The organism is Paenibacillus jamilae (assembly GCF_050482105.1).
In the GTDB taxonomy this organism is placed as follows: domain Bacteria; phylum Bacillota; class Bacilli; order Paenibacillales; family Paenibacillaceae; genus Paenibacillus; species Paenibacillus jamilae_B.
The window spans coordinates 566,869-580,944 of sequence record NZ_JBCNHI010000018.1 but is presented as its reverse complement, the minus strand read 5'-3'; the positions used below and the strand labels follow the sequence as shown (position 1 = coordinate 580,944).

11 protein-coding genes are annotated in these 14,076 nt (G+C 45.4%); 3 read left to right on the top strand and 8 right to left on the bottom strand.

Annotated elements, in window-relative coordinates:
* Positions 1-236 precede the first annotated feature (236 nt).
* Positions 237-959 (bottom strand): amino acid ABC transporter ATP-binding protein, encoded by a 723-nt coding sequence (locus ABEW32_RS17890; protein WP_430190009.1) that lies wholly within the window; start codon positions 957-959, stop codon positions 237-239.
* Positions 946-2,409 carry an ABC transporter substrate-binding protein/permease gene (locus tag ABEW32_RS17885; protein ID WP_430190007.1) on the bottom strand — a complete coding sequence of 488 codons (1,464 nt, stop codon included), beginning with the start codon at positions 2,407-2,409 and terminating at the stop codon, positions 946-948. The genes ABEW32_RS17890 and ABEW32_RS17885 overlap by 14 nt, the downstream gene beginning before the upstream one ends.
* A gap of 148 nt (positions 2,410-2,557) precedes the next feature.
* Between ABEW32_RS17885 and ABEW32_RS17880 the strand changes: the two genes are divergently transcribed.
* On the top strand, positions 2,558-3,736 hold the full coding sequence (locus ABEW32_RS17880; protein WP_430190004.1) for a M20 family metallopeptidase: 1,179 nt from the start codon (positions 2,558-2,560) through the stop codon (positions 3,734-3,736).
* Positions 3,737-3,775: 39 nt separating this feature from the next.
* Positions 3,776-4,864, top strand: a complete 1,089-nt coding sequence (locus ABEW32_RS17875) for a glycine-rich domain-containing protein (protein ID WP_430190002.1) — start codon at positions 3,776-3,778, stop codon at positions 4,862-4,864.
* An 86-nt stretch (positions 4,865-4,950) separates the two neighbouring features.
* Here ABEW32_RS17875 and glgA read toward each other — a convergent pair whose 3' ends face one another.
* Together glgA and glgB are read right to left on the bottom strand one after the other, a co-directional pair.
* Complete coding sequence (glgA, locus tag ABEW32_RS17870) at positions 4,951-6,393, bottom strand: glycogen synthase GlgA (protein WP_430189999.1); 1,443 nt, start codon at positions 6,391-6,393, stop codon at positions 4,951-4,953.
* Positions 6,390-8,336: a 1,4-alpha-glucan branching protein GlgB gene (gene glgB / locus ABEW32_RS17865; RefSeq protein ID WP_430189996.1), complete on the bottom strand. Its 1,947-nt coding sequence runs from the start codon at positions 8,334-8,336 to the stop codon at positions 6,390-6,392. The genes glgA and glgB overlap by 4 nt, the downstream gene beginning before the upstream one ends.
* A 237-nt stretch (positions 8,337-8,573) precedes the next feature.
* On the opposite strand from glgB, the gene ABEW32_RS17860 reads away from it, so the two are divergent.
* Entirely contained in the window at positions 8,574-9,800 is a 1,227-nt protein-coding gene (locus tag ABEW32_RS17860) for a glucose-1-phosphate adenylyltransferase (protein ID WP_430189994.1), read from the top strand.
* Positions 9,801-9,884: 84 nt separating this feature from the next.
* On the opposite strand, the gene ABEW32_RS17855 is transcribed toward ABEW32_RS17860, so the two are convergent.
* The 4 genes from ABEW32_RS17855 to ABEW32_RS17840 are packed head-to-tail and all read right to left on the bottom strand — an operon-like array spanning position 9,885 to position 14,068.
* The gene (locus ABEW32_RS17855) at positions 9,885-11,315 is read right to left on the bottom strand and encodes a sensor histidine kinase (RefSeq protein WP_430189991.1); all 1,431 of its coding nucleotides are present in this window, start codon (positions 11,313-11,315) and stop codon (positions 9,885-9,887) included.
* A complete protein-coding gene (locus tag ABEW32_RS17850) occupies positions 11,312-12,010 on the bottom strand; it encodes a response regulator transcription factor (protein WP_007432526.1) in 699 nt (232 codons plus the stop codon). Before ABEW32_RS17850 ends, ABEW32_RS17855 begins: the two co-directional genes overlap by 4 nt.
* A 1-nt stretch (position 12,011) precedes the next feature.
* Entirely contained in the window at positions 12,012-13,346 is a 1,335-nt protein-coding gene (locus ABEW32_RS17845; RefSeq protein WP_430189988.1) for a hypothetical protein, read from the bottom strand.
* The gene (locus tag ABEW32_RS17840; protein WP_430189985.1) at positions 13,343-14,068 is read right to left on the bottom strand and encodes a phosphonate ABC transporter ATP-binding protein; all 726 of its coding nucleotides are present in this window, start codon (positions 14,066-14,068) and stop codon (positions 13,343-13,345) included. Before ABEW32_RS17840 ends, ABEW32_RS17845 begins: the two co-directional genes overlap by 4 nt.
* Positions 14,069-14,076 lie beyond the last annotated feature (8 nt).

The following is a 14,076-nucleotide window of genomic DNA, read 5'->3' as shown; positions in this document are numbered from 1 at the left end:
GTCATCATTGCTACTGCCCCGGTAAGTTTTGGCTTACTGCATAATATCACAATTTTGTAACCATATCTGCATGAAAATGTTGGGAACCTTGAATATCATACTATACTCATTACAATTTTGTCACCAAGAATCCGTTTTATATTACGAAAATGTGGAGATATGGTGACAAAAAAAGAAAAGCCCTTCGTGAAAAATTATCACAGCGGGCTTTGTCAAACAATTTATAAAAGCACATCTTACAGTACTTTAGCTAGAAAATCACGAGTACGATCATGGCTTGGAGTACCAAAAACTTGCTCCGGTGTACCTTGCTCTATAATTTGACCGTTGTCCATAAAAATGATTCGGTCTCCTACCTCACGGGCAAAGCCCATTTCATGCGTCACGATCACCATCGTCATGCCGCCTTCAGCGAGCTTCTTCATTACATCTAGTACCTCCCCAACCATTTCAGGGTCCAGGGCAGAAGTAGGCTCATCGAACAGCATTACGTGCGGCTGCATGGCCAAAGCACGTGCTATCGCAATACGCTGCTTTTGACCACCAGATAACTGGTTTGGATAGGTATCCTTTTTATCCTCAAGACCCACGGTCCGCAGGAGTTCCAGTGCAATTTTTTCCGCTTCTTTCCCTGACTGCTTTTTCACCTGCGTTGGTGCCAGCGTCAGATTCTGCAATATTGTTTTGTGCGGAAACAGATTAAAATGCTGGAACACCATCCCCATTTTCTCCCGAGTCGCATTAATATTATGACCACGAGCCGTAATTGGCTCACCCTCAAACAGAATCTCCCCTTCTGTTGGCTGTTCCAACAGATTCATACAACGCAAAAACGTACTTTTTCCCGAACCACTCGGGCCGATAATGACGACTACTTCACCTCTGGCAATATCTATATCGATGCCTTTTAGAATTTCATTTTTTCCGAACGATTTACGCAGTTGTTTAACGGTGATCACTGGCTCTCAACTTCCTTTCCCATAAACCCAGCAGCTTAGATAAGCTGAATGTCATTACAAAATAAATAGCGGCTGCGATTACGAACGGACTCAAACCTTCGTACGTAATATTCTTAATGACCTGGGCTTGATACATAATATCCACCATCCCAATGGTCGAAATAATAGATGATTCTTTAATGATGGTAATGAACTCATTACCGATAGCAGGCAATATAGATTTAAAGGCTTGCGGTAAAATAACGTGACGCATCGCTTTGCCTCGTCCCATCCCGAGCGAGCGGGCAGCTTCCATTTGTCCACGGTCTACGGCCTGAATACCGGCACGGAAAATTTCTGCCAAATATGCTGAACTATTTAGGGACAATGTTATTATACCGGACTGGAGTGGCGTAAAATTAACACCCAATGTCAAAGCAACACCATAATGAATGATCATGAGCTGCACTAGCATTGGTGTACCGCGCAATATTTCTACATATGCGGTGCCCAGCCACTCGATAATACGGATACCACTCATCCGTAGCAAGGAAATGATCAGGCCAATAATGAATCCGAACAGTACTCCGAGCGCAGACAGCAGTAGGGTGTAGCCGATACCCGTAGCGTAAAAACTGCGATATTTCATAAATATATCCACAATGCTGTTTGAAGAAACCTGTCTGTCTGCAGACAGTGCACTCGCTTCTGTAGAAAACTTCTCAATCGACCCGTCAGCTTTCAGGCGAGCCAACGTTTTATTTACTGAAGCAAGCAATTCTGCATTTCCTTTACGGATGCCTACAGCAGTTTCTGCTCCTTCATCTTCAGGTACTGCCTTGGCAAGGGTTACGGTACCGTCTAGCGTGTATCCTTTAGCAACGGTATCTTCGATTACAACTGCGTTAATACGCTTAGTCCGAAGCTGGAGTACCAAATCGGATATTTTATCCAAAGAGGTTACAGAAGCATTAGGCACTTTTTGTGCAATTTCTTCCTGGATACTCCCCTTTTGAGCGCCAAGCTTCTCTCCTTTCAGAGCAGCCATCGTTGAGTATTTGTCCTTATCCTCTGGACGTACCATAATGACTTGCTTGGAGCGATAGTATACATCCGAGAAATCAATGCTCTTTCTGCGTTCATCCGTCGGTGTCATACCGGATAATACCAAGTCTACACGACCACTTTGCAGAGCAGGCAGCAAAGAGTCAAAACTCATGTCCTCTGGGACCATCTCCGCATTCAGATCCTTGGCGATTTCCTTGGCGATTTCAACATCAAACCCGACAATGGTATCCTGACCGTTAATCACTTTATGAAACTCATACGGCGGGAAGTCAGCACTCATACCCACTACAAGTTTTTTCTGTGGCTTTCCTTCCGATCCGTATGCAGTAAGCATAGGAAGACCAGCCAACAGCAAGATAACCGCCGACAAAACCAGGGCGGTAAAACGATATGCCTTTTTCAATCTTTTTTTCTCTCCTTAAATTCTTTATAATAAATAAGATTGTGTCATTATAAATGAATATGCATGAATATGCAATGAATGTTATAGTACAATTTTAGTGCACCTATCGCAGTACCTATATTACAGATTATATAAAGGAGTTTTCAGCATGGATTTTAAACAGACCATTCAACACACAATTGAGCAGCATGCCCAACGGTTTAAGGATATTTCGTTATATATTGGCGCAAATCCTGAACTTGGAAACGAGGAATTCCTTGCCTCTGCCCGTCTAAAAGAAGAGCTCGCTTTTCACGGATTTGAGGTTCAATCGTCCGTATTGGGTATAGAAACCGCTTTTATTGCTACCTACAAAGCAGACAAGCCTGGGCCAGTCATTGCTTTTCTGGCAGAATACGATGCTCTGAAAGGGCTAGGACACGCCTGTGGGCACCATTTGATATGTATGATGAGTACAGGTGCTGCTGTCGGCCTCAAGTCGATCATCGACGAAACGGGTGGAGAGATACGTGTATACGGCACGCCTGCGGAAGAAACACGTGGTGCAAAGGTGCCGATGGCGGCGGCTGGGTTGTTTGATGATTGCGACATAGCCATGATGACACACCCCTTTGACCGCTACGAAAAATCGGGCAAATCGCTGGCGATTGATGCTGTGCAATTCGAATTTTTTGGTCAATCTGCTCATGCTGCGGCTAGTCCACACGAAGGGATTAATGCTTTAGACGCTGTGATTCAAACGTTTAACGGGATCAACGCGTTTCGGCAACAGGTGAAAAGTTCAGTGCGTATCCATGGCATCATTAATCAGGGGGGGCAGGCTGCCAATATTATTCCTGATTACGCCTCTGCCCAATTTTACGTGAGAGCTGCTACTCGCCAAGAGCTGAACCCGCTTACCCGCCGTGTTATTCAAATCGCTGAGGGAGCTGCTTTACAGGCTGGGTGTCGTTTGGAACCCTCCAATTATGAGACTTCTTACGATGAAATGGTGACTAACCGTGTTCTCTCCGACACCTTTACCGCAAATTTAGTACAGGCTGGCATTGCGCATGAAGATATTACGGAAGGCGACGATCATGGCTCAATGGATATCGGAAATGTATCGCTTCATTGCCCTGCGATCCATCCGTACATTCAAGTTATTGACGAGAAGCATGCCTTGCATACACCAGAATTCCGTGATCTGGCAATGCAGGACCGTGCAATGGAAGGAATGCTCTTGGCCGCGAGAACCTTGGCATGGACTGCTTGCGATGTAATCACAAATTCTGAGCTGCTGGCACAGATTAAAAAAGAATTCGCTCTACTGAATAGCAAAAGCTAAAATCGGAAATGCCGTCTTCTTGGAGAAAGGAGTGCCATTATGGATAGTATGAGTAGCTTTTGGACGTTGTTTATTGTGGTTGACCTCATCATTTTTTGGTTTATATTCCGTGCAATACGTAGGAAACGTGGAAACAGAAGCACGCGCCGCCGGAATGCATTTTTCCTTAGCTCCCCGTCTCCTTCGTCACTCACGCAGGAGCGTCATCCAGAGATTACGGAGCTGAAGGAGCTGCTGGAGCGATCCATTCCAGCCTTCTATGCTCACAACGTAAAGCAACGTGTCATGGAAGCCCATCCTAATCTGACGGAGCAAGAATATGATTGGCGCTGGCATGAGCTAAAACGATACTTCATGCTATGTGCGATTATGAACCGAGTGCCTATGTTCAGTAGTGCTGTGGATGAACTATGGCACGAAATGTTAATGTTTACTCGCGAATACCAGCAGTTCTCGGAAGCTTTTTTTGGTCGTATGCTTCACCATGCCCCCCATTCAGGTGGCTCTCAGCCGATGCCTGAGGAGCGGGCGTGGTTTGACTGGTTGTATGTGGAGTGCTTTGGCTGGAACCGCTACAGCGCCAGTTTGTGGGGGACTTTTTTTAATCATCCTCTACCGAACGATGAGCTTTCGCACTATTACAAACGGACAGCTTCGGCGCAGCCAGAAGGTGACCGATGGAATTCACAGGACAATGCAGGCATTTCACAGCAAGCAGCACATGCTGTTCATAAGATAGTCGAACACCTCCGTGAACGGGTAAATAAAGCTGTAAGTGATCCTGAGGGCAAGCAGCTGCCTAAGGTCAACTATTTACAGATTGACTATCTGCTCTTGGCTGTTGTGTGGTATTCATGGTATCAGCCTGACCAGTTTGCCATACTCATGCACCCAGATTCTACAAACAGTGCCGCACTAGCCAGCTCATCCGGCTGTAGCTCCGCAAGCGGCTGCTCAAACTGGGATACACACCATTCGCATCATCATTCCTCCCATGATAGTTCTCACTGCGGAGAATCTTCTCACCATGACTCAGGTGATTCAGGGAGTCATTCCTCGTGTAGCAGTTGTTCTTCGTGTAGCAGCAGCTCTTCGTGCGGAAGCAGCTGTGGTGGTGGCGGAGACTGACCGCAGCAAAAAGGGGAATTCCTCAGCCCAACAGTGGCTAAAGGGATTCCCTTTTTATTAGCATAATTATTGTATTTCTACCCTGTTTAATCAGTTTTTACTAGCGAACGGTAAATCTCCATATACGCCTCAGCCGATACATTCCAACTGTACTCTCCTGCAAAGGCCGTCTGTGTGAGTTTATTCCAATGCTCAGGTTGGCGGTAGAAATGAACAGCACGACGAATGGTATGCAGCATATCATGTGCATTGTAGTTTGTGAAGCTAAAACCGTTGCCTTCTCCTGTGGATTCATTGTAGGCCTGCACAGTATCGTTCAGACCGCCAGTTTCTCGTACTATGGGGATGCTTCCATAGCGAAGCGCCAGCAGCTGACTAATCCCACAAGGCTCAAACTTCGACGGCATAAGATACATATCACTTGCCGCATATATTTTTCGTGACAGTGGTTCGCTAAAAGTAAGCTGCGCTGACATTTTCAGAGGATATCTTCCCACTGCTTCCCGGAACCAGTGCTCAAAAGCCAGGTCCCCTGTTCCCAGCACGACAAACTGAATATCATCATAATATAAGATTTCGTCAAGCACTCTCGTTACCAGATCTAGCCCCTTCATATCCACAAGCCGGGTTACCATGGCAATCATAGGTACGTCTGGACGTACCGGCAGCCCCAGCTCCTTTTGTAAAGCAATTTTATTTTCCTTTTTCTTTGCCAGACTCGTGCGATACTTCGTATAAATTCGATCGTCTGTGGCAGGATTGTAGCTTTGAGTGTCAATCCCGTTCACAATTCCCGTCAGGCGCCCCTGATCTCCTAATTTACGAAGCAGGCCCTCCAGTCCGTATCCATAAAAATCAGTTTGAATCTCTTCTGCATAGGTTGGACTCACAGTCGTGACATGATCCGAGTAAGTAAGCCCGCCTTTCATAAAATTCAGTCTGCCATAATACTCCACACCTTCGGGGGTAAAGTAGCTTCCATCCAAGTTAAGCAACTCCGTTAAAACCTCATAAGGAAAATCACCCTGATACAACAGATTATGTATCGTAAATACCGTGCGAATATCGCTGTAAAAGGGCAAATGTCGATAATCGGCATTCAGAAGCAGCGGAACCATCGCCGTATGCCAGTCATGACAGTGCACAATATCTGGCCGAAAATTCAGTTCAGGCAGTACTTCTAATATGGCCCGGTTGAAGAAGGAGAAGCGTTCGCCATCATCCATATAACCGTAAATACCATCACGACCGAAGTAATATTCATTGTCTATAAAATAAACCCTGATCCCGTCCAATGTCATTTCCTCTACCCCACAATACTGATCACGCCAGCCTACAGCCACATGCTTGACTGTTACCAAACGCAGAGACTTCTTATACGTATCAGGAATGCCTGCATATTTAGGTAGGATGATTCGGACGTCGCACCCCGCCTGACGAAGTGCCTTTGGCAGTGCACCAATAACATCAGCCAACCCGCCTGTTTTGATAAATGGATGTGCCTCTGCTGCCGCGAATAAAATGTTCATATGTGCTTCCTCCTTATATGGTTAATCCGCTTTTTAGACCTACGTGGTGTTTTTTTGAGTATAACGATGCTTAGGGGAGGAATTGTCACCTCCAGGCTGTAAAGCTGTCCGTGGTATGGAATCTTGGAAGTACGTATCACTTCAGAGTTTAGCTGACCACTCCCCCCAAAGTTCTTATGATCGCTGTTCAGCAATTCCATATAGCTCCCTGGCTTTTGCAATCCAATTCGGTAATTTTCTCTTTGTACAGGCTGAAAATTAATGAGGACAACCAGCGTATCTCCCGCTTTTTTACCTTTACGTAAATACGTAATCACACTCTGCCCACGGTCCTCAGCTTCAATCCATTGATAACCATCCCACGAATGGTCCAATTCCCATAATGCCTTCTCCTGGAGATATAAATGATTCAGTGCTTTCGTATATGCATGCAGGGACCGATGACTGTCATAGTCCAACAAAAACCAGTCCAGCTGCTCCTCATCCTTCCATTCAATAAATTGGCCAAATTCCCCTCCCATGAATAAGAGCTTTTTACCTGGTGAGGTCATTTGGTAGCCAAGAAGCGCCCGTAGTCCAGCAAACTTTTGTTCATAGGTGCCCGGCATTTTATCAAGCAGTGACTTTTTACCATGAACAACCTCATCATGCGATAAAGGGAGTGTAAAATTTTCACTGTACGCATAGGCTATGGGGAATGTCAGCAAATTATGGCGCTCCGGTCGTTGATCAAACTCCGATTCCATATAATCAAGTGTATCGTTCATCCAACCCATATTCCATTTGTAATTAAAACCGAGCCCTCCATCGCTTACGGGAGAGGTTACCATTGGCCATGCACTGGACTCCTCTGCCATCATGAGTGCGTATGGATAATAGCGGAATACCGTCTCATTCAGCTGCTGAAGAAAGGCGATAGCCTCCTCATTTTCTATTCCTCCCTTGGAGTTGAGACAATATTGTCCTTCCTGCTTTTCAAAATCCAGCCGTAGCATACTCGTCACTGCATCTACACGCAGACCGTCAATATGATACACATCCATCCAAAACAAAGCATTGGAGATCAGGAAAGAACGAACTTCTGGCTTGCTATAATCAAATGTTAGCGTTCCCCAGCCAGGCTTTTCCGCAATAAGCGGGTCCGCGTATTCGAACAGCGGTGATCCGTCAAATCGTCTTAATCCATGAGCATCCTTGGCAAAATGAGCCGGAACCCAGTCCATAATCACCCCAATTCCCGCCTGATGGCAGCGATCCACCAAATACATAAAATCATGTGGTTCACCGTAACGGCTTGTCAGTGCGAAATATCCAGTAAGTTGGTAGCCCCAGGAAAGATCATACGGATGCTCACTCAACGGCATCAGTTCAATATGTGTATACCCCATATCAACCACATAAGGCACAAGAAGCTCAGCCATCTCCCTGTATGTATAAAACGTACCGTCTGCTTTTTGCTTCCAAGTGCCTAAATGAAGCTCGTATATATGTAGAGGCTTGCCATAAGGTGCTCTTCGTTTACGGCGCCAAGCCGCATCATTCCAAACATAACCATCCAGGGATGCTACTACTGAAGCTGTCGCTGGTCTCACTTCAGCACGTACAGCGTAAGGATCTGCTTTTAGAAATCGTTCACCAGTTGGACCTGTAATGTCGTATTTGTAAAATGTTCCTTGGGATATCCCCGGAAAAAAACGACTCCAAAAACCGGATTTGGGAACCCTATATAAGGAATCCTGTTCCCCATTCCAGTTGTTGCTATCTGTAGCAAGCCCGACATGGAGAGCATGAGGAGCCCAGACCGTAAAACGAACGCCCTGTTCTCCGTTCTCCACAGTAAGGTGGGAACCCAAAGATCGGTAGCTGTAATAAAGCGTTCCTTCATGAAACAAATAAATATCTTCCGGTGATATAGCCTGTTGCGGAAGTGTTTGGTCTGTCATCACGTCACCACCCTTATATGTTTTGTGAGTAAAAATGTATGAGTCGGTAATGCATTCGCTTTTGGGTCAAAGCTGACCTGAGTTATTACCCCATTCTAGCCACAATGAACAGAAAAATGACTAGGAAAAAAATAAACCTTAGTTTTTGGGGAATCTTATATACCTGATGGTTTCAAGAGTACCCCATACCGTTTATGTATGTACTACAACAGACAACTAAACCGGGAGGGAAACGAAATGTTTAATAAAGAATGCATTGCCATGCTGCTGGCAGGCGGAGAGGGACGCCGTCTTGCTCCCCTTACTTCAACAATTGCAAAACCCGCCGTACCTTTTGGCGGTCATTACCGAATCATCGATTTTCCTCTCAGTAATTGCGTAAATTCAAACATTGATACTGTAGGTGTACTGACGCAATATGAGGCAGAATCCTTGCACGAGCATATTGGGGATGGAACGCCCTGGGGCCTGACAAAAACGGATGACAAAGGAATTACCCTGCTTCCATCTTATAATACAGGTAACGCTGAATACTTGGGTACGGCAGATGCTATTCATAAGAATATCGAATATATTGACAGCCAAAATCCAGAGCATGTGCTTATTTTATCCGGTGATCATATTTACTATATGAATTATCGCGAGATGCTGAACTACCATAAAGAAAAAGGAGCTGCGGCAACTATTTCTGTCATGGAGGTTCCATGGGATGAAGCGCATCGTTTTGGTGTTATGAGCGCCGATGAAGATCTACGCGTCACTGAATTTGCGGAGAAGCCTGAGAAGCCTGAAAGTAATTTGGCCTCAATGGGGATTTATCTTTTCAAATGGGATTACTTAAGGAATTACCTGTTGGAAGACGCACAAGATCCTCAATCCAGCCATGATTTTGGCAAAGATATCATACCTAAAATGCTGGCGGACCAAGAATCTCTATACGTTTATGAATTCCAGGGCTACTGGAAAGACGTAGGCACAGTGAAAAGCCTATGGGACTCCCATATGGACTTGCTGCAAGAAAATTGTGCGATTGACCTTCAGCGTCAAGACTGGCCGATGTATACGCGTGAACGCCGCACACGGTTGAGTGCACAAAAGATGCCAAGTCGTAAAACGCAGTCATTGGGTAGCCTCCTGCATGATTCCTGCCAAGTCGAAGGCCAAATTGAGCGCTCCGTTGTGTTTAGTGGCGTCGAGGTGGGAAAAGGCTCATCCATCAAGGAAAGTATCGTTATGCCTGACACACGTATTGGGCGCAACGTGCATATTGAGCACGCAATTATCGGTGAAGGTGCTGTGATTCGTGACGGCGCTGTGATTAAAGGTAATTCGAGCGAGATTATGGTCATTGGGCCTAATGAAACGGTATTTGGTAAAATGGCAGTACGGCCGCAAACTACACGTATGCTGAAAGAAGTTTATGAGCGAAACACACGCTTGCGTGCAGAAGGCTTTACTTCATAACACTCTCCTGAAATTTCAAACAGCCAGCCCTCCCATAAGAGAGGACTGGCTGTTTTTTTATAATGGCTATCTTAACATTTGACTTTACAACTGCCCTTCCGAGAGTTGTGGTGGTTCCACAGACGTCTCTGCTTGCAGAGCTGGTAATGAAACTGTAATAGTGGTTCCAGCGCCCAGTTCACTTCTGATGAGCATCTGACCGTGATGTCGCTCCACAAACTGTTGCGAGATTGCCAAACCCAGACCAGTCCCGCCATTTTGATGGTCTACCTGGAAAAAGCGATCTCTTACTCTGGCAAGATTTTCTTCACTAATCCCAATCCCTGTATCCTGTACCGATATCTCGATATTGCCCTTAACACGTTGAAGAGACAGATAAATAATCGAACTCTCATGCGAAAATTTAATGGCATTATCCACAATGTTCAAAAATACCTGTTTCAGACGGTTACCGTCTCCATGAACGAGATAAGCCGTTTCCTCGGAATCCAGTTGAAGCTTGATCTGCTTCATTTCTGCCTTGGCCCACACGTTCAACATAATTTCCTGTAAAAGTTCTCGAAGATCAACTGTTCCCATTACAAGCTTCATGGCATTTTGCTCCAGTTTGGAAAAATCGAGGATTTCCTCCACCAAGCCAATCAGCCGATCCGTTTCCTTGGAAATAATCTGCATCCCAATTTTCGTCTCATCCGGATCATAACCACCAGAATTTAACGTTTCACTCCAGCCCTTAATGGAAGTAAGCGGAGTTCGCAGCTCATGAGAAATCGAAGAAATAAAATCATCCTTGATTTGGTTTGTTCTCACAATCTCCTGTGCCATGTAGTTCAACGTCGATGCCAATTCACCCAATTCATAGCGATAATCGCCTTTGATACGTGCATCGAATCGCCCCTGCGCCATCTGAGCAGATACATCGCGAATATTGTTAATCGGTCTGACGATGGAATTGGCAAGCCCTGTACTCACTACAAAGACAATAATCAGTACGGCTGCCATGATTCCCACCGAAAATAATGTAATGATGAACAACTTGTCATTTACTAATTCCAGCGAAGTCGTATATCGGATAATATACACTTGGTCTCCGACGATATTGTCCAGTTTTTGAGATACCGCCATTACCTGTTGCCCCGTACTCGGTTGTTTTCCGATCCATTTGCCCGTATCTCCAGCTAAAGCTTGTGTCACATCACTGGTTTGCACACTTAGATCTGCAGCGAAATTTGTCGAGTTATCAATTACATTTCCCTGTTCATCTAGCAATTGCAATTCAGTGTTGGGCAGTGAAAATGTATCCAACAAATACGATTGTAATGATTGTTCCGGCTCCTTGAATTTGGATGCAAATTCACTTACCGATTGGATACGGTTCTCGATCTTTTTATAAATAGTGTCATAATAATATGACCGGAGTGCAAACATAAAAATGACTTCTACTAACAGAAGCGCCAAGAACACTACGAAAAAATAGTGAAGCACAATCTGTCGGCGAATCCCCTTTTTGATCATTGAGACTGACCTTTCCATTTATATCCATGTCCCCATACGGTTTGTAAGAAAGCCGGCTCGGATGGATTGTTTTCAATTTTCTGCCGCAGACGTCGGATGTTCACATCTACAATTTTCGGATCGCCCATATATTCCTTGCCCCATACGTGGTCAAGCAGAACATCCCGGCTGAGCGGCGTATTTTCCTTTTCGAGAAAAAACTGAATCAGGGAAAACTCTGTCGGTGTCAGCTCGATCAGCTGCCCGTTTTTCTTAAATTGCTTAGCTATCAAATCCAGCGTGAACGGACCGGACTGGAAGGACACCTTGGCTGCTGTTTCACGATGCACATTCACCCGGCGCAATAACGACTGTATACGTGCAATCAGCTCCGTTGGGCTAAAGGGTTTGCTCACATGATCATCAGCCCCTACAGACAAGGCATACACCTTATCCTGTTCCTGTACCTTGGCCGTGAGAAAGATAATGCCGATGCGCTCATTCGTTTCCCGAATTCTCCGACAAACCTCAAAACCATCCATGCCCGGCACCATCACGTCAAGCAACGCAATATCGATATCCCGCACCGTATTCAAAATATTCAAAGCCTCGTGTCCTTCTGACGCCTCCAACACCTCAAAGCCATTACGTTTCAAGTTAATAACGATAAAGCTACGGATAGATTCCTCGTCTTCCATGATTAAAACTTTACTCACTCTACTCTACCTGCCTTTCCCCCAGCTTGTTTTTAATAGTTTTACGTGGCTCCAGCTCGCTGGATCGTTTAATACCAACTACCTGTGCATTCGTTCGCCACAGTTGGCTATAGCCTTCGTTATTTCGCTCCCATTGTGATAATGAGAAAAATTTGATTTCAGCTATCGTTTTGTCTGTATCATCCAGAATAAACCGTAAATAGCTGTCCTTCCTGGAAACTTTCGGGTCAATGGTCACCTTGCCATGCAGTTCTTTAGGCAACCTGAAGTAGACCTGTTCATTAGAATCTCGATACTGCTGCTGTTTGAAAATTGTCCCTTTAGCTCCGTCCCACTGATAGAACGATACAAAATACGGAACTTCATCAAGCGGCCTGTTGCTCCAGCCTTTGGGCTTCTCCAAATTTCCAAATTCAAGAATACCGTCACCGTCCACATCACCACTAGCGATGGTAGCATCCTTGAAGGTAACATCCATAAGATTGAGCTTTCTAAGTTTGCCGTGATCCATCACGATAACATTGGATACCGTAGTCGTCTGAGCAATCTTTGTATCTATAATGATTCCCTGCCTACCCTGGGCTACCTTACCAGCGACGACATTATATACACCTAAAGCCTGACTGTCCAAATCCAACGATCCGATCTCCTTAAAGGTTCCTCCGCTGAACTGGAACGTTTTTACAGTAAAAAATTCATTGCGACGGAGCAAGATAATCGTCAAGTCATTCAGATTATCCCCGTTCAAATCCATCTTTTTATGGTTAAAATCGTCTACAACGAAATCCGTATAGCCTGTTGCATATATTTTTTCCAACGTCCCTCCAGTATAAGAGTAAACGATAAGACCCTTCTGGTCCCCATTCTCGCCACTGTCTCCGCTCGAAAAGCCTGCTACAATATCAAGCGTACCGTCATTCGTTAAATCAACAAGCTTGAATGATTCCAACACAGTGCCTTCCCCATCAAACGTAAGCTTCTTTACCCACGTTCCGCCCTGATCTTCAAACAAGGCACCATGTATTTTTACGCTCTCATCTGGTGTTTCATAAAAAAGCACCGCTTCATCTATACCATCATTATTCAAATCTCCCGTCCGAATTGGCGTAGGATCGTCCGGATCATTCGGCCTTAAAGGCTGTACCGCCCCTAACTGCGTATTCACTGCACCATTCAGCTGTTGTTTCTCATCAGACATCGTTGGTGTCTGCATCAGCGAAATCGGGTCGCTAATCACGTTACAGCCGCTTAAAAATCCAACAAGGAGCAGCAAGGAGCAGCAGCCAGCCACCATTTTCAACAGCGTTTTTTTCAATTCTATTGCCGTCCCCTTCACAATTTGTTCTTTTCTGCCTGTGTCAAACGTCTTCCCTGGATATCAAACACCAGTTCGCCCTCATTCAGCCCCCAGATTCGGGAAGCAAAACGTTCAGCCATTTCCAGCGGCAGTACAGTAATGATTGTTACACGCTCGTCTGAACACAGCTTGCGAAAGGTTTCCAGTACATGCGCCGCTGAAGCAGGATCTAGTCCATTTACAGGCTCATCAGCTAAAATAACCTTGGCTCCGTGAACGAGAGCACGTGCAGTAGCTACCCGTTGCCGTTCGCCACCACTGAGCTTGTCGCATTTATCATGCGCCTTATCCAGCAGACCCAGATCCTCCAGGACGTCCATCGCTCCCATATAATCGTCGGAACGCACCATGCCAGTCGCCATTCTCCACCAGGGTGTTTGACCGGATCTGCCAATGAGAACATTTTTAAGAGCAGTCCGATTCATATTAAGATGCGGATTTTGCTCCAGATATGCCCATTCCCGCTTTATTTTCATCTTGCCCGTCCACCCGGATTTCAGTACATCATGGCCGCCCACAATCAAACTGCCATCTTCCCAAGGCTCTTGTAGAGCAAGGCAGCGAAGAAGTGTCGTTTTACCACTTCCACTCGGCCCTACTACAGCAATGAATTCACCTTGATGAATTTCAGCATCAATCCCTCGAAGCAACGGGGTACGTTCAGGTCCCACTTGCTTGGTTAGCTTCCGAATTTTAATCATCTATGATT

What these genes read in the sequence shown, in the direction of transcription:
- glgA (WP_430189999.1), bottom strand. Translation starts at nt 6,393, where the DNA reads ATGAACATTTTATTCGCGGCAGCAGAGGCACATCCATTTATCAAAACA.
- ABEW32_RS17840 (WP_430189985.1), bottom strand. Translation starts at nt 14,068, where the DNA reads ATGATTAAAATTCGGAAGCTAACCAAGCAAGTGGGACCTGAACGTACC.
- ABEW32_RS17855 (WP_430189991.1), bottom strand. Translation starts at nt 11,315, where the DNA reads ATGATCAAAAAGGGGATTCGCCGACAGATTGTGCTTCACTATTTTTTC.
- ABEW32_RS17875 (WP_430190002.1), top strand. Translation starts at nt 3,776, where the DNA reads ATGGATAGTATGAGTAGCTTTTGGACGTTGTTTATTGTGGTTGACCTC.
- ABEW32_RS17880 (WP_430190004.1), top strand. Translation starts at nt 2,558, where the DNA reads ATGGATTTTAAACAGACCATTCAACACACAATTGAGCAGCATGCCCAA.
- ABEW32_RS17860 (WP_430189994.1), top strand. Translation starts at nt 8,574, where the DNA reads ATGTTTAATAAAGAATGCATTGCCATGCTGCTGGCAGGCGGAGAGGGA.
- glgB (WP_430189996.1), bottom strand. Translation starts at nt 8,336, where the DNA reads ATGACAGACCAAACACTTCCGCAACAGGCTATATCACCGGAAGATATT.